The 17422-nt window shown below is 46.4% G+C and carries 15 protein-coding genes; 2 read left to right on the forward strand and 13 right to left on the reverse strand.

The features are described from left to right. Positions 1-43: 43 nt before the first annotated feature. A complete protein-coding gene (locus tag OEU88_RS11990) occupies positions 44-595 on the reverse strand; it encodes a VOC family protein (RefSeq protein ID WP_262695412.1) in 552 nt (183 codons plus the stop codon). A gap of 19 nt (positions 596-614) precedes the next feature. Continuing rightward, positions 615-1706 carry a 4-hydroxyphenylpyruvate dioxygenase gene (hppD, locus tag OEU88_RS11995; protein WP_262695413.1) on the reverse strand — a complete coding sequence of 364 codons (1092 nt, stop codon included), beginning with the start codon at positions 1704-1706 and terminating at the stop codon, positions 615-617. Positions 1707-1825: 119 nt separating this feature from the next. Here hppD and OEU88_RS12000 point away from each other — a divergent pair, with 119 nt between their 5' ends. Continuing rightward, entirely contained in the window at positions 1826-2269 is a 444-nt protein-coding gene (locus tag OEU88_RS12000; protein WP_262695414.1) for a MarR family winged helix-turn-helix transcriptional regulator, read from the forward strand. 66 nt (positions 2270-2335) lie between these two features. On the opposite strand, the gene OEU88_RS12005 is transcribed toward OEU88_RS12000, so the two are convergent. Together OEU88_RS12005 and ald are read right to left on the reverse strand one after the other, a co-directional pair. Then, complete coding sequence (locus OEU88_RS12005) at positions 2336-3304, reverse strand: asparaginase (protein WP_262695415.1); 969 nt, start codon at positions 3302-3304, stop codon at positions 2336-2338. A gap of 20 nt (positions 3305-3324) precedes the next feature. Next, positions 3325-4446, reverse strand: coding sequence for an alanine dehydrogenase (gene ald, locus OEU88_RS12010; RefSeq protein ID WP_262695416.1), 1122 nt, complete (start codon positions 4444-4446; stop codon positions 3325-3327). Between the two features lie 181 nt (positions 4447-4627). Here ald and OEU88_RS12015 point away from each other — a divergent pair, with 181 nt between their 5' ends. Next, positions 4628-5092 carry an Lrp/AsnC family transcriptional regulator gene (locus OEU88_RS12015; protein ID WP_262695417.1) on the forward strand — a complete coding sequence of 155 codons (465 nt, stop codon included), beginning with the start codon at positions 4628-4630 and terminating at the stop codon, positions 5090-5092. Positions 5093-5113: 21 nt separating this feature from the next. Here the strand turns inward: OEU88_RS12015 and OEU88_RS12020 are convergent, their stop codons facing one another. From OEU88_RS12020 to OEU88_RS12060, 9 genes are all read right to left on the reverse strand, one after another. Then, positions 5114-7303: a calcium-binding protein gene (locus tag OEU88_RS12020; protein WP_262695418.1), complete on the reverse strand. Its 2190-nt coding sequence runs from the start codon at positions 7301-7303 to the stop codon at positions 5114-5116. 139 nt (positions 7304-7442) lie between these two features. Next, positions 7443-8444, reverse strand: a complete 1002-nt coding sequence (locus OEU88_RS12025) for a cysteine synthase A (protein WP_262695419.1) — start codon at positions 8442-8444, stop codon at positions 7443-7445. Positions 8445-8616: 172 nt separating this feature from the next. After that, complete coding sequence (locus OEU88_RS12030; protein ID WP_262695420.1) at positions 8617-10380, reverse strand: ATP-binding protein; 1764 nt, start codon at positions 10378-10380, stop codon at positions 8617-8619. Between the two features lie 109 nt (positions 10381-10489). Then, entirely contained in the window at positions 10490-11248 is a 759-nt protein-coding gene (locus OEU88_RS12035; protein ID WP_262695421.1) for an SDR family NAD(P)-dependent oxidoreductase, read from the reverse strand. A gap of 45 nt (positions 11249-11293) precedes the next feature. Beyond that, the gene (locus tag OEU88_RS12040) at positions 11294-12988 is read right to left on the reverse strand and encodes a long-chain-fatty-acid--CoA ligase (RefSeq protein ID WP_262695422.1); all 1695 of its coding nucleotides are present in this window, start codon (positions 12986-12988) and stop codon (positions 11294-11296) included. Positions 12989-13039: 51 nt separating this feature from the next. Next, positions 13040-14113 (reverse strand): hypothetical protein, encoded by a 1074-nt coding sequence (locus OEU88_RS12045; RefSeq protein ID WP_262695423.1) that lies wholly within the window; start codon positions 14111-14113, stop codon positions 13040-13042. Between the two features lie 138 nt (positions 14114-14251). Next, positions 14252-15226, reverse strand: a complete 975-nt coding sequence (locus OEU88_RS12050) for an NADPH:quinone oxidoreductase family protein (RefSeq protein ID WP_262695424.1) — start codon at positions 15224-15226, stop codon at positions 14252-14254. A gap of 55 nt (positions 15227-15281) precedes the next feature. Continuing rightward, entirely contained in the window at positions 15282-16463 is a 1182-nt protein-coding gene (locus OEU88_RS12055) for an acetyl-CoA C-acyltransferase (RefSeq protein WP_262695425.1), read from the reverse strand. A gap of 9 nt (positions 16464-16472) precedes the next feature. Further along, the gene (locus tag OEU88_RS12060) at positions 16473-17393 is read right to left on the reverse strand and encodes an SDR family NAD(P)-dependent oxidoreductase (protein WP_262695426.1); all 921 of its coding nucleotides are present in this window, start codon (positions 17391-17393) and stop codon (positions 16473-16475) included. Positions 17394-17422: the final 29 nt, after the last annotated feature.

Raw genomic sequence — 17422 nt, forward strand, 5'->3', positions numbered from 1 at the left:
TTCTCTATATTTGGCCGCTTTAGCCACACTAGTCAGTTCCAATTTAATCTTCGTTCGGCGCTACAAATTCGCCATTACCATGCAGCCAATCTGCATGCTTCGGCGCTTTTTTCGTGCGCGACCATTCTTCCAGCATCGCGGGCGCAACACGCTTTAATTCCTGATGCATACCTGGTTTAGCTGTGTTGGCCGCAAGTTCAAGCCTATGTCCGTTAGGGTCAAAGAAATAAATCGATTTGAATATCGTGTGATCTGTTGGCCCGAGCACATCAATACCGGCATCTTCCAAACGAGCCTTGGCAGCCAATAATGCATCTTCGGACTCAACTTCAAACGCAATATGTTGCACCCATTCAGGTGTGTTCTGATCGCGGTCCATATCAGCCTGGTTTGGCAGTTCAAAAAATGCCAAAACATTACCAGCACCCGCATCCATAAATATGTGGATATACGGATCCGGCTCACCCGTAGACGGCACTTCATCTTCAGCAATTGCTAGTTGAAAATCCATGTCTAGGTGCTGTTGATAGAAAGACACAGTTTCCTTAGCGTCACGGCAGCGATACGCCACATGATGAATACGTTTGATATCCATGGAATTACTCCTCTTCAGCTTATTCCGCCGCTGTGCCTTTGCCGCCTACAATACCACGGGCGACTTGGTCGCGCTCTATGGATTCGAAAAGCGCCTTGAAATTACCCTCGCCAAACCCTTCATCCTTCTTGCGCTGAATGAACTCAAAAAAGATTGGTCCAATCTGTGTGTCAGAGAATATCTGCAACAATAATCGCGGATCGCCCTCTTCGGTTGAACCATCAAGTAAAATACCGCGCTCTTTCAACTCTGACACTGGTTCTCCGTGCCCCGGCAAACGCTCGTCCAGCATCGCATAGTATGTGTCTGGTGGTGCCGTCATGAAAGGCACACCCCGTGCCTTCAATTTGTCCCAACAACCAAGCAGATCATCACATGAAAAGGCAATGTGTTGAATACCCTCTCCGTTATACTGCATGAGATATTCTTCAATTTGACCATTTCCACCACCAGATTCTTCGTTAAGCGGAATCCGGATAAGCCCGTCAGGGGCGGTCATCGCGCGAGATACAAGACCGGTGTACTCACCTTTAATGTCGAAATAGCGAATTTCGCGAAAGTTAAAGAATTTTTCATAGAAATTAGCCCAGTAATCCATGCGGCCACGATAAACATTGTGCGTCAGATGATCGATTACATTAAAACCACAACCCTCAGGGTGTCGGTCAACACCGTCGAGCCACTCAAAATCTATATCATAAATGCTGCCGCCGTCTTCGTATCGGTCAATCAGATAGAGTGCAGCGCCGCCAATGCCCTTAATAGCAGGCAACCGTAATTCCATCGGCCCCGTTGGCACTTCAATAGGTTGCGCACCCTTTGATACAACATGATCATATGCTTTTGCTGCGTCTTTAACACGAAAAGCCATACCGCACGCACATGGCCCGTGTTCTTCAGCAAAATAGGCCGCAGGTGTTTTCTTTTCATAGTTTGTGATGAAGTTAATATCACCCTGCCGCCACAACTCAACATTCTTGGATCGATGCTTGGCAACAAGTGTAAAGCCCATCATCTCAAACACAGGCTCCAACAAGCCCTTTTCAGGGGCCGAAAACTCCACGAACTCAAATCCGTCTAAGCCAACCGGGTTTTCAAATAGGTCTGCCATGGCACAACGCTCCCATAATCCTGTATACAAATGAACGTATTGATTCGATGATCAATTGAAGCCTAACATTAGTTTCATAAGAAACTAATTGCAAGAGTTACTATTAAAGGTTTATCACCGTGACTAACAAGACTTTGCTATTAAAAGACTTTCTGCCTTACCGCCTGTCGCTTTTATCGAACAAGATCAGCCGTACAATTGCAGATGGCTACGAAGAACGCTTTAGTCTGACCTTGCCTGAATGGCGTGTGATGGCAGCACTGGGTGAAGAACCAAACATATCAGCAAATCAAGTTGTCGAAAAAACTGCAATGGACAAAGTGGCTGTTTCGCGCGCGGTTAAGAAGCTACTGGAAGATGGTCGTATTGAACGTCAATTCTCGCAAGATGATCGCAGACGCTCCGTTTTGACACTATCCGAATCTGGTGCAGCCATATACCAAGACATTATTCCGATTGCGCTTACTCATGAACAACGCTTACTTGCCAATTTTTCAGACGAAGAAAAAGCACAATTTGATGCTCTGTTCGATAAGCTTATGCAGAATCAAAGTGCACTATAGGTCAATTTAAAAGACTATTTTTCGGCAACTAAATCAAACACTTATATCTTAAATCTCAAAAAATAGTCACACATGTTTCACAACGTTGCTGAACTCTTGTTGCCAGCCTTCGCCGTATAAACTAACGAGCAGCGAAAGCAGGATGCGCGCTTTTCGACCACTTAATCGCCCTGCAGGTACAAGACCCCGGCTTAACAGGTCCATCTCAGCTCCGCGGTATCCATAGGTTTTTTCAAAAACAACGCCTGCACGTACTCTTGATGACAGGATAACAGGGATAGATTTAGCAATATCCGCAAGTTTATCCGCAATCTGCTCAGATACATGCCCTGCACCAAAGCCTTCAATAACCAACCCTTTATATCCGGCATCCAGTATATGATCGAACATACGTCCATCATCATCTAACAACGCAGTTAAAAGCGCAATTGGAGCAAAACCATCCGGCGTATCAAAGGTGGGGTGATTTTGGAAAGGATGCAAAAATACATTATTTTCAGCAATCTGCCCAATAGGGCCACGCACAACACTCTGGAAAGCTGCAACATTCGAAGTATGCGCTTTGGTCACATAAAATGGATGATGAACTTCATCATTCATTACAACAGCAACTGAAGGCGTTTTATCGGCAACCGCTGTTAGTGCGGCGGCAACGAGGTTTGCCTTTCCGTCAGCACCAGGCTGTGTCGGTGAACGCATGGCGCCAGTAAACACAATTGGCTGCTTGCCTTGGTGAAGTAAACTGGCCAGAAACGACGTTTCTTCCATCGTATCAGTGCCTTGCGTTACAACGAAACCATCGCAATCAGATTGCGCCACTTTACGACAAACCATAGCAACTTCGTCAAAACTAATATTTGCACTACCCTTGTTTAGCAGGGTTTCTGCAGATACTTGTGCAAAAGCAGAGAGTTCTGGTGCAGCAGCAAGAAGGTCATCTGCTGTCAATGTTGGATGTACACCGGGCGTGGCGGCTGGCACCATCGCAATGGTGCCGCCAAGAGCATATATTTGAAGGTTAGGTCGATTTTCCATACATCTCCCTAACCTAAAAATCAGGCTGTGCCAATCACCTCTTCAGCCGGCGTATAATCAAGCCCTTGATCATGCGCAACAGCTTCATATGTGATCTTGCCTTCAGACACATTCAAGCCTGCAAGTAAATGACGATCGTCGCGCAATGCCTGCTTCCAGCCTTTGTTTGCAATCGCGACAGCATGGCCAAGCGTCGCATTGTTAAGCGCAAGCGTTGATGTGCGAGCAACACCGCCTGGCATGTTGGCAACACAGTAATGCACAACTTCGTCAATGATGTATGTTGGTTCTTCATGTGTTGTTGCTTTGGATGTTTCAAAACAACCACCTTGGTCGATAGCAACATCAACCAAAACAGAACCACGTTGCATCCGTGTTACCATCTCACGGTCGATTAGCTTGGGCGCAGCAGCACCTGGAATGAGCACTGCACCAACAACCAGATCAGCAACAAGTGCATGTTCTTCAACCGCATCGCGTGTTGAGAAAATCGTTTTCACACGGCCCTGGAAAATATCATCCAGTTGTTGCATACGGCGAATAGAGCGATCAAGAATGGTGACATCCGCGCCCATACCAACAGCCATACGTGCTGCATTGGTACCAACAACGCCGCCGCCCAAGATTGTTACCTTAGCTGGAGAAACGCCTGGCACACCGCCCAGCAACATACCGCGACCACCCTGGCTCATTTCCAGAGCATGCGCGCCTGCTTGAATTGACATACGCCCCGCCACTTCTGACATCGGTGCAAGCAATGGCAGACCGCCAAAGTTGTCCGTCACTGTTTCATATGCAATTGCAATAGCGCCTGAATTAATCAAACCTTTGGTCTGCTCTGGGTCTGGTGCCAGATGCAAGTAGGTGTATAGGATTTGGCCTTCACGAAGCATGGCACACTCAACAGGCTGAGGTTCTTTAACCTTCACAATCATGTCGGCGCGCGCAAATATTTCCGCAGCACTATGCAATACTACAGCACCAACAGTTTCATATGCCTCATTAGGGAAACCGATCGCTGCACCAGCGTTATTTTCCACTATTACTTCATGACCATTAGCAATCAACTCGCGCACGGACGCAGGTGTTAAGCCAACACGGTATTCACGGTTTTTAATCTCTTTAGGGATGCCCACCAGCATGTTCTGCTCCATTTAAAATTCTAACGAAACTTAACTTGGCAGTGCCCAAGCAGCATTGCCTTATCGAATCTGGCTAGAATTTACTGCAAAGCATATGTCATGTCCTTGCAAAGACATGTGCATAATGTAAGTTATATGCATTATAATGCGAAATTTATGGTAAAATAAGAAATTAAATGCGATGCAATTTTTTGACAAAATAGATACTGCAATCTTGAATGCATTGCAGGAAAATGGCCGACTGACAAATGTTGAACTTGCAGAGCATGTTGGCTTGTCAGAGTCTGCCTGCTTGCGCCGTGTCAAGAATCTGGATGAAATGGGTATTATCACGCACTTTGCTGCACACCTTGATGCAGCAGCCATCGGCTTGCCAGGTACTGTTTTTGTACGTGCCTCGTTAGAGAGCCAACGCGAAGAGCAATTAACACAGTTTGAAGAAGCTGTTACCCACGTACCGGAAGTGATGGAGTGTTATCTAATGAGCGGTGATGTAGATTACATCATTCGTGTTGTGGTGCGAGACGCGCCTGATTATGAGCGCATTCACCACATATTAACACGTTTACCCGGCGTTGCCCGTGTGCATTCAAGCTTTGCACTCAGAACAATTCTCAAACGTTCAAAGCTGCCCCTTAGCAGTTAGTCTGCCACTAAAAAACAAGGTTTAAAACTGTATCTCAACCGCCAATACGCTTGTTATGTTATGAATGAAAATCTGGTCGCCTTCACCCAAATCTATTAACAAGCCAACTTGGCCATCAATAGTTGTTGCGCGAGCATTGTTTCTTATTTCACCAATGCTTGAAAAACGTTCACTATACTCAGACAGCGACAATGCATCGTCCAAAACGTCAAAGTCGATAATTTCATCTGCGCCACTGTTCGGAATGAAGAAGAAAACGTCGCCACCCCCGCCACCAGACAGAAAGTCATCGCCAGCACCACCGTAGATATCATCCTGACCGCCATCACCGTTTATAGTATCAGAACCGCTACCGCCAAAAATAGTATCATTGTCAGCACCACCGCTAATGAGGTCGTTCCCATCAGCAGCAAATATCTGATCGTTTCCAGCTTGACCTGAAAGAAGGTCATTGCCGCTGGTTACCCCGCCCATACCGCCAAAAATGGTGTCATGGCCGGCACCGCCAATAATTGTATCTGCACCTGCACCGCCGCCTATAACATCATCACCGAATGACCCGCGAACACTGTCATTACCAAGCCCGCTATATATTACATCCGCCGCGACTGAGCCAAAATCAGCGATAAAGGCCTGATTGGTATCATTGCCTTCAAACCGCGGGCTGCCGCCATAAATGGTGTCGTCGCCAGCGCCGCCAAATAAAGTATCAGAACCATCAAGGCGCACTTCAAGATCACGAAACAGCAGAGTTTGGACATCAACAGTAATAAAACGGCCACCAATAATAAGGTCATCGCCTGCACCGGCACCTATAATATCATCTCCGCTACCGCCTATAACAGTATCCGAGCCCAAGTCAGACTGACCGGCGAAAGAAACATCATTGCCGTCACCCAGCGACAAATTATCCGACCCAGCACCACCAATAACTGTGTCATTACCTGATCGCGCAACAATCACACTATTTGTATCGCTTGCGCGCAAGTTGTTGTCACCAATATCGCCGCCTTCAGCGTTGACTACCTGAAGGTTTGTATTTTCAAGGATGATATCCTGACGGTTAAAAGCGCCATCATTCACGCTAATACGTTGAATAACGTAGTCACCGGCAGGAAAGTCTCGCGGGAACGAAAAAGTCGCAGTAGCATCCGAGCCTTCTCCGAAAATCACATCTGCCTCAAGCTGGTAGCGGCTTCCCATATCACTGATCAAAACAAGTGTAACTGTTTGAACACCGGTGGCGTCAAAGCCTTCATCCGTTGCATTTAATGTTACACCAAGCTCGCCTGCGTTCTGATTGATAATGACCGTGTTTGTTGCCAGCGCAAATGCTGAAACAGTTGGGCTGCTTGCGTCCTGAATGTCTGCTTGTGTGACAATGTTTACTGAATTTTGAAAACCAAGGCCTGCCAAATCATCTGCGGTCAGTATTAATGTATTGTTCTGATCATCTGAAACGCGCAGCAATTCAAAAATATAATTCCCGGCCGGCGCTTCGGTGTTGAATGTCGAAAGTTGCCTAACTCCGTTTGATAAATCACCAAACAAACCAACAGCGGCGCCAATAACTGCTGGCGACCCGGGCCCAATATCAAATTCAAATTCAATCAAATTCAAGCCGGACGCTTCATCCGAAAACTCTGCCTGAAATGTAATTTCAGCAGAATTGCCACCACCAATAGCACCCGGTAAATCGTTATCTACCAATATTGATCGTGTGGGCAAAAGTAAGTTGCTGAGAACAGGAGGGGTTATATCTTGATCAATATTAACAAGATCAACGAAACGCGTCTCTGCCAAGCTTGAAATTTCGTCTTCCGTCAAAGTGAGACCTTCTTCAGGGAATCCCGTAGTCATCGGATCGCCAAGAAACCTTACCAGCACTTCGGAGACTTCGTATCGCCCGCTAACCGCAAACCGTGGTAGGTCCAGCGTAAAATTTTCCAGATCGTCACCGTCATCCGAGTTAGCCGTCTGAATAATCAAATCACCATCAGGACCACGAAAAACAACCCTCACACTTGCAATGCTTGGGAGTAATGCGTCAGTGATATCTACACTGAGCGAAACACTCGGCGCATTACCAATGCCTGCACCTTCTATAATGTCATTAATTCTAACGGCAGTAACGACCTGTACACCGCTACCTTCTATTGCGCCTGCGTCAACCGCAGTCATAGCAATAGTATCTTGCTGATTTTCAGCCATAATCTCGACCCCACTCGAAAAACAAAACTACCTAAACCTTGATAGCAAAATGTTTATTATCACTTAGTGTGACGAAAACGAGGCAAAATTAATCACATTCATATTACCGGAGAAGTAATTCGAACCGTACTGCAAATAACTAAGACAACCAAGCCGGAACAGGCAAATCCTTACTACGCAAGAATTCAGGGTTAAACAACTTGGACTGATACCGCAGCCCACTGTCACAAAGCAGCGTTACTATAGTGTGCCCTGGTCCCATTTGCTTGGCCAACCGGATAGCGCCAGCAAGGTTAATTCCTGAAGACGAGCCAACACACAAACCTTCTTTGGCGAGCAGATCAAACGCAAGTGGAACACCTTCCTGATCTGATATCTGGAACGCTTCATCAATCGGTGCGCCGTCAATATTGGCTGTTATCCGTGATTGACCAATACCTTCCGATATAGAGCCGCCCTCAGACTTGAGCTCGCCGGTTTTGAAATAGCTATACATCGCTGCGCCCATAGGGTCAGCAAGGCCAATAACAATATCCTTGTTATGTTCTTTAAGGCCAATGGCTGTACCAGCCAGCGAACCACCTGAGCCCACGGCAGTGATAAAGGCATCAACCTTGCCCTCAGTTTGCTGCCATATCTCTTGCGCTGTTGTCTTCACGTGGGCTTCGCGGTTTGCAACATTGTCAAATTGATTTGCCCATATAACACCGTGCTGTTCACTGCTCGCAAGTTCTTCAGAAAGGCGTCTTGCAACATGCTGAAAGTTATTTGGGTTTGAATAAGGTGCGGCTGGCACAAGCTTGAGGCCTGCCCCCATAACACGCAGTGTATCTATCTTTTCTTTCGCCTGCGTTTCCGGCATTACAATAAGCGTGCGGTAGCCTTTTGCATTAGCAACTACTGTCAGGCCAATACCAGTATTTCCCGCCGTGCCTTCAACGATTAAACCACCAGGTTCCAGCAGGCCTTTTTTCTCGGCATCCTCAATAATGTTAAGAGCTGGGCGATCTTTCAGCGACCCGCCAGGGTTTGCATACTCGGCCTTTCCTAAAATGGTACATCCGGTTAGTTCAGATGCATATTTTAATTTAATGAGCGGTGTATTACCAATTGCCGCGATGGCACCTGTTGGTCCAGCCATGTCTACTCTCCGACAGTAAAGCGAATTATATATTGGACGCACATGTGAGTGTTTTCACTAAAGCATTCAACTGATATTTTCGTGAAATTAAAAAAATATGCTAAAAATTAGCTAATTTATCCACGTTTAAGTTTCCATATCCGCACAAACAAAAATAAATTAGCAATGAACTCTAATGCAGATCATCCAGTAATGCGTCCAAGGGGTCAACGCTGTGCGCACCTGAATCTGCATCTACTTTATTCTTTTTTTCATTAAAACCGGATACCAGCACCTTAGTATTAGCTTCATTTTCAACAAGCGCAGTCACATGGATTTCTTCATCAAGGACAGTGTTTATAGATGTCAGCAACCGTTGGCGATTTATCGGCTTGGTTACAACGTCCTGCATACCTGCCTGTTTAAACCTCTCTAACTGTTCAGGGAAGGCATCAGCGGTACAGCCAATAATAGGAATGCCTGATTTATCGGCGTCCATTGCCCGGATCCATTTTGTCGCGTCAATACCGCCCAGCACAGGCATTTGTATATCCATCAAAACCAAATCAAAGTCATGCTCTTCAACCATTGAGCATGCAAGCGCACCGTTCTCAACAGCTTCAAGGTCATGTCCTAATTTTCCAAGCATATTGGATAATATGCGCTGATTAATCATATTGTCATCAGCGATTAGAATACGTAATTTTTTGATTGCCTGCGCGTCGCGCATATTCGTTACAACAACACGCTTATCATCAGCCACAAGGTCGGCTTTTTCGCCTATTTCACATTGGAACGTAAACCAAAAACAAGAGCCTTCGCCCTCTTCACTGTCAACACCGATATCACCACCAAGCAAGCTACATAATTGACGACAAATTGCGAGACCCAAACCTGTACCACCAAACCGACGCGTTGTTGACGCATCAGCCTGAGTAAATTTCTGGAATAATTTTTTCTGTGCATCAGCATTGATGCCGATACCTGTATCCTGGACAGATACCTTCAATGTTAACTTATTATCACGCGCACTTATTTGCTGCACAGAAATGCTTACACCGCCGCGCTCCGTAAATTTAATTGCGTTGCCGACAAGGTTAAAGAGAATCTGGCGCAACCGCGTAGGGTCAGACACAATAATGTCTGGCACTTCCTCATCAGGTTTCCAGCTTATATTCAGGCCTTTTTCGGACGCTTTTGGTTCAAGGAAGTGAACAGTATCTTCAACAACACGGCTAAATCGCATTGATTTAAATTCAAGATCAACCTTACCTGCTTCAAGTTTGGAAATATCCAGAATATCATTGATAACAGTAAGTAAGGTCTGGCCAGACTGATGGAGAGTTTGAGCAAAATAAAGCTGACTTTCATCAAGCTCAGAATCAAGCAGTAGCTCAATCATACCAATAACACCATTAAGTGGTGTTCTGATCTCATGACTCATGGTTGCAAGAAATTCGGACTTCGCAACATTCGCTGACTCAGCCGCATCGCGCGCCTTGGAAAGTTCATTCGCGAGTTTAGCAAACGCACTTCGCTGTTCTTTCAGAATTTCTTCGTTGTCATGCTTATCTTTTACAACCGCTTCCAGCTGTGCCTGTATCATGCTTGCTGTTTCAAGTTGCTTGTGAATTGATTTAAATTGATCGGCCATACTATCAAAAGCGTTCAACATGTCACTGCGGCCAGCAAATCTTTTCCGCAACGCGACTTTATCAATCTCGTCACCTTCCACCAGTCTATCCACGGCATTAACGAAAGCTGTACTGGGCCGAATAACCCGGTTTATCATGAACATGTACATAATAACGGCAACGGCAAGTGCCGCGATAACGGCTAAACCGACAGCCCACCAATCAATTTCTGTCATACCATTTATAATAATGGAAAACATGAGACCTATAAAAATAGGCAACACTGTCAGGACAGGAATAAATATTAGTACCCGTTTTATCATTAACTAGCGGCCCCCGTGTTCGTGTTAATTTACGCTAACACCTTGGAAGAGTTTCCGCAATCTAGACTATATGTCAGTTATTAAGGACAGCTTAAATAAGTTAAATCACTTAAAATTGTACGCGCTTGGTAAATCCGCCATCAATAATCATGTTTGTTCCAGTGACCCATGATGCCGCCGAACTGGCAAGGAAAACTGTTGCATTTGCAACTTCATCAACACTGCCCATTCTACCTGTATGATGGCGTGCAGCAACTGCAGCATATGTCTCTGGCTGAGATGCTTTGACACTTCCCCAGAAACCATCATCTACATGGATAGGGCCAGGCGAAACCGCATTAACGCGGATACCATGTGGCCCGGCATCTTCTGCAAGCTGGCCTGCATATGCGATCAGCCCAGCTTTCATAGTACCATACGCCCCAGCACCGCCGAGTGACTCTAATGCAGAAATACTTGAGATAATGACGATTGAACCGCCACCATTTTTAGCCATTTCCGGTATAGTGAGCTCACATCCGCGCACCGTTGCCATAACATCCACATTAAATGCCGATTGCCAGCCTGCTTCACCTGGCTGATTACCGCCACTGACATTTGCGATAAATATATCAATACCGCCCAAGGCGCTGATGCCATTATTAACCCAATTGGCATAGGATGACTTGTCCCCTACATCACAAACCGAAACATGAACATCGCTACCGCTCTCGTCATGCATTTTCTGACACCTAGCAACTTGATCTTCAGATCGAGCACACGTGGCAACACTTGCGCCTTCTGCAACCAACAGTTTCACTATAGCAGCGCCAATACCGCGCGTTCCGCCTGTTATCAGCGCTTTTTTGCCCTTAAGTTTTAAGTCCATGATGGTTCCTCAATGTTAACCCTGATCTCTTTAAGGTATTCAGGGTTAATCAGTATTTGCCATAACTCTAAGCTCGCGCCTTAGTACTTTACCAACAGGCGACTTTGGCAATTCCTCAACAAAATGAATAGTTTTAGGCACTTTATAACCGGTTAGATGTTCCCTACAATGCGCAGTCACCATGTCAGTTGTTAGCGTATCGTTAGCAGGCACAATGTACGCAACAACCTTCTCTCCGGTTGTTTCATGCTTTGCACCCACCACGGCAGCTTCACGAACAGCATCATATTTGGTTAACACATCTTCAATATCGACAGGGAAAACATTAAATCCAGATACAATTATCATGTCCTTAATGCGATCAACGATACTGAGATAACCTTCTTCATCCAGCTTGCCAACATCACCTGTGCGCAGCCACCCGTCAGTAAGTGCTTCATCCGTAGCATCTGGATTATTGAGGTAACCACTCATAACTTGAGGGCCCCGCACCAACAGTTCACCTGCTTCGCCAACAGGTAAATCATTGCCTTCAGAATCAACAATTCTAAGGTCTGTTCCCGGTACAGGCACACCGCACGTACCGCGTTTAGGTGGGCGATTAAGAGGCATGGAACTCACGACACAGGTGCATTCAGTCATGCCGTAGCCCTCATATATCTCAAGCCCCGTTAGATCATGCCAAGCGTTTGCTGTTGCCGGTTGCAGCGGTGCGGCACCGGAATAACAAGCGCGCAAACTTTTAGGTGGGCTATCTGTGAACCACTTTTCCTGCATCAATCCAGTATAAAGCGTGTTGATGCCCGGCAAGATTGTAATGTCAAATTTATCAAATGCTGCTTTAAGGTTCGAAAGAGGCCGTGGCACAGGAACTAAAACAACATGAACGCCGTTATTCATGCAGGCAAGAGCGCCAACAGCAAGCGCATATACGTGATAGAGAGGCAAGATCAGTAACAACGCATCTTCAAGCCTGATATCCAGCTTATCAGGGCGCATGTCAGCCTGTGACATATTACCAACCACATTATAGTGTGTCAGCACTGCCCCCTTACTGCGCCCTGTAGTGCCGCCCGTATACTGATAGATAGCAGGATCAAACACAGACTGGCCTTCGCGGTATTTCGACGTATCGCCAACACGCTTAAGGTGCTTCATCCCAGTGTCAATAACAGTGCGCATGCTTCCTGCGGCTTCACCTTCAAATGCAGGAATGGCTTTTTTTATGTACTTCATGGCAAAGCCAAGCATGTGTCGCTGCAATGATGGAAAAAAGTCTAGCAATGAAAGGCAATATACCTGTTCAACATTTGTATTTTCAGTAGATTGTTTAACACGGTCACCGAACACATCAATTACGAACCAGATTTTGGCACCACTGTCTTTCAATTGATGATTGGTCTCGTCAGCAGTGTAGAGCGGGTTCACATTTGTAATCGTCAGGCCAGCTTTGAGAATACCACATATCAGCACAGGGTATGCGAGTGTGTTAGGCGATTGCACGGCAACCACATCACCGGTTTGCAAGTTCAACTCTTCCCTGAGGTAAGCGGCAACAGCGTCAGAATGCGTACCCAACTCATGAAATGTCATAGTCTGGCTATGTCCGGTCGGTAAAATACAACTAAATGCTTTTTTACCGCCGTGATTTTTAACAGACTCATCAACTAAACTACCAAGGTGGTTCGACAAGAGGTTGTCAGCATTAAAAGAAATCTCATGTTGGTACGCTATTGGCATTACCACTCCTTAAAAACAATCATCAGCACTCAAGACCAAGCTTCATAAAATTTATATTTCGACCCGAGCGCTCTGCAAACTGTCCACTAATTTACCATGGTCGTCCAGTAATTCAGCAAACTCTTCAGCCATTCGCTCACTTTCATCAACAACGCACTGCCAGTAGGCTAACCGCGCATCATCATTCATTGATGTGAAGTCTGTCCTGTCAGTAATTTTTCCGCCTGGAAGAGAGGCAACCAATTCTGGTGACGGAGACAGCATTAACATTTGATCCCACACCTTCCCTGTTGCACGTCGACCTGGCCGACTTTTGTCAAACCAGCCAGGAACAATATAGTCATAGAAGTGCGGATACAGCACAATGCCGTCGCTATAGGACCAAGGCACATCAAAATGATAGTCAATAACGCCGCCGTCTCGGTAAACACCCGGCCCTGCGCCAGCAATATCCATTAAAGGCTCCGATACAAAAGGGATAGACCCACTTGCCATCAAGGTATCAGCCAGAATTTCGGGCGTTAACTTTACGTCTTTTCTGCTGAAATCCTGCCAAACGTCTGGGCATGCCGCGCCCTCTCCGCTATGGAAAACAACACGTTCAAAGAACTTGTCCAATCTATCGCGAGACAATCTGTTGGCACCGGCAGCAGCTACAATGCCTGCAGCTTCAAGCATTTGCTTTTTACTGCCAGCAACACCTTTCCCGCGTACAGCAACAATATTCAGGTTACGCTGAGGATTATCAATCAAGCGCCGCGCTTCACCCGCAGGATAAAGTTCATTTAAAATGTCATAAGAAGCACGTGTTAAATCGGCAGTGGTTTTTAAAGTTTCTGTCCTGAAACTAAAATAACTTTCCAGAAACTTGTCAAATGTAACACCCGTATCCGGGTGTGCATAAACTGTCATGCGCCACGCACCAATAGATGAACCAACAAGGTCTATCTTCTGTTTTGCTTGAGGTAAAAAGTCGTGACACAAAAAACGATCAAGGCCTTTTAATATAAGCCATTTAGGCCCACCTGAGGCACCAACAATAAGTCGGATCAAGTCGGGTGTAAGTCCATGCTCGACAATACGATCACGCGCCGTTTTACCCACGATTAACTGAAGCGCCTTCATCGTTACTACTTCTCCTTGTATTATGAGGATATGGCGATGATAGATTTATTCAAGGGCCGTAGGGTATCAATAGAAACAAAAAGAGGCGCACCATAAGCGCGCCTCAATAAAATGCAGAACAATACTATAGGTAAAATATTACGGCGTCAGGATAACTTTGCCCTTTGCCCGCCGCTCTGTCAGGCAGGCATATGCTTTTTCAACATCCGCGAGAGGGAAAACATCATTCACGCTGGCTCGCACCTGACCAGATGCAACCATACCCATAATTTCCTGCATATTTTGCATTTGCTCACCCGGGTTTTTAGCAACCCAAGCCCCCCAAAACACACCAACCAATGATGCCTGTTTCAGCAAACACAAATTAATTGGTACTTTTGGAATATCACCAGCCGCAAAACCAATAACCAGTAATCGTCCATTTGGCGCCATATTACGAAAAGCCGTTTCCGTATAATCACCACCAACAGGATCATAAATAACGTCAACGCCTTTACCGCCTGTGATCTCTTTAATCCGTGCTTTCAAATCTTCAGTTGAATAATTAATTAATTCATCTGCACCAGACTTTTTGCAGAATTCAAGCTTTTCATCTGTACTGGCAGCAGCAATAACCTTGGCTCCCATTGCTTTTGCGAGCTCAACGGTCGCTATACCAACACCGCCTGCGGCTCCCAAAACCAAAACAGTTTCGCCCTCTTGTAACTGAGCACGCTGCTTCAACGCGTGATAGCTTGTGCCGTATGTCAGTGTAATACCAGCTGCCATCTCAAACGAGAGTGTATCGGGCATTGGGATGGCTGTAATCGCAGGGACCACAACTTGCTCCGCAAATGCACCCGTCTGGCACATGAAGATAATTTTATCACCAACATTTAAATGCTTAACGCCTTCACCAACTGCGGCAACCACACCAGCACCTTCACCGCCGGGTGTAAAAGGCAAATCAGGTTTAACCTGATATTTCCCTTGAATAATCAATGTATCCGGGAAGTTAAGACCTGCAGCTTTAACGTCTACAAGCACATGGCCCGGCGCTACTTCTGGTGTAGCTACATCTTCCACAACCAACTTGTCAGCAAGCCCCAGTTCTTTACACAATACAGCCTTCATGTGCCGTCTCCCTATCGTGAAAACCAATTGGGGGCGACAAGCGCCCCGTTTTTGATTATGCTACTTCAAACAAGCCTGCAGCACCCATGCCGCCACCAACACACATCGTGCTGACAACATATTTGGCACCGCGACGTTTACCTTCAATGAGCGCATGAGCAACCATTCGTGCACCTGACATGCCGTACGGATGGCCAATAGAAATAGCGCCGCCGTTCACATTTAGGAGTTCGTTCGGAATACCAAGCTTGTCGCGGCAATAAACCACTTGCACAGCAAACGCTTCATTAAGTTCCCACAGACCAATATCGTCCATCGTTAGACCATTCGCTTTCAAAAGCTTAGGAATTGCATAGACAGGACCAATACCCATTTCGTCAGGCTCAAGGCCAGCAACCGCAATACCGCGGTATATACCAAGTGGGTTTAGGCCCTTTTTCTCTGCAACTTTCGCTTCCATCAAAACTGATGCCGAAGAGCCATCAGAAAGCTGACTGGCATTACCTGCCGTAATAGTGCCGCCTTCAATCACAGTTTTAAGGCCGGAAAGACCCTCAATTGTTGTTTCAGGGCGATTGCCTTCGTCTTTTTCCAAAGTCACTTCATGAAATGACATTTCTTTCGTTTCCTTGTTCACAACAGCCATGTTTGTTGTGATAGGCACGATCTCATCGTCAAGCTTACCAGCTTGCTGTGCTGCAGCTGTACGCTGTTGAGACTGCAGGCCGTATTCATCCATCGTTTCTCGGGTAATACCGTAACGATCAGCAACAACTTCTGCTGTTTGCAGCATCGGCATATATGTATGCTCATGCATAGCTACCAAGCTTTTATCAACTGCCTGAAAACGGTTCATATGTTCATTCTGAACGACAGAAATACTGTCAATACCAGCCCCAACAGTAACGTCCATACCGTCCGAGATGATCTGTTTGGCTGCTGTAGCAATGGCCATCATGCCCGAAGAACATTGACGATCCATAGTCATACCGGAAACTGTGGGTGGCAAACCTGCACGAAGTGCCGCCAAACGACCAATATTTTGCCCTGTAGAGCCTTGAGTTAAGGCACACCCCATAATCACGTCGTCCACTTCAGCACCTTCAATGCCGGCACGCTCTATAGCGTGGGAGATAGAATGAGCACCAAGTGTTGGGCCGAGAGTAGCGTTAAGAGAGCCGCGATATGCACGACCAATGGGAGTTCTAGCTGTTGATACAATGACTGCTTCACGCATGGGGAATTCCTATCCTACTTTTACGCCAAGTACGGCGGCTGCTTTGGTTACAAATTTCATAGTCTGCTGACCGCCTTGAACAAACTCTTGTTGTCCCTCAGGGTCGGCAACATCAGCAATGGCTGCACGAACATTTTCCGGCGTCTGCTCATCAGGTGTCAGATAAATGCCGTCAGTTTCATAAACGATAGCTCTGGCGAAACCGCCACCGCCAGCACATAAAATAGTGCGATTTGGCGCATCATCGTCGCAGAGAGTAAGAACACCCGCAGTTACTGACTCAGGCGTTAACACATCCAAAGCTTCCTGTGGCATAAGACCTTCTGTCATACGCGTTGCTGCAGTTGGCGCAAGGCAATTGACGTTAATATTGTATTTGGCGCCTTCAAGGCACAGTGTGTTCATGAAACCAACAAGTGCCATTTTGGCAGCGCCGTAATTGGCTTGCCCAAAGTTACCGTACAAACCAGAAGAAGACGTCGTCATCACAATACGGCCGTATGCTTGTTCACGCATAATGTCCCAGACCGCTTTCGTACATGTAACCGCACCCATCACATGAACATTCATGACAAATTCAAAGTCTGACAGGTCCATTTTTACAAATGTTTTGTCGCGCAACACACCAGCATTATTGATCAGGATATCAATGCGGCCCCATTTATCCATGGCTTGTTGCACCATGTCGGCCACCTGCTTCGCATCACAGACATTAGCACCGTGCGCAATAGCTTCACCGCCAGCATCGATTATTTCCTGCACAACCGCCTGTGCAGCGGCAGAAGAACCACCCTGCCCGTGCACATCGCCGCCCAAGTCATTCACAACAACTTTTGCGCCGCGCGCCGCCAAGGCAATGGCGTGGCTGCGGCCCAAACCACCGCCAGCGCCTGTTACAATCGCAACCTTACCTTCGTAAGAAATGCTCATACTCATCTCCGAACTTAAATACTAATGGA

The sequence above is a fragment of the Kordiimonas aquimaris genome, assembly GCF_025574485.1.
Classification (GTDB): domain Bacteria; phylum Pseudomonadota; class Alphaproteobacteria; order Sphingomonadales; family Kordiimonadaceae; genus Kordiimonas; species Kordiimonas aquimaris.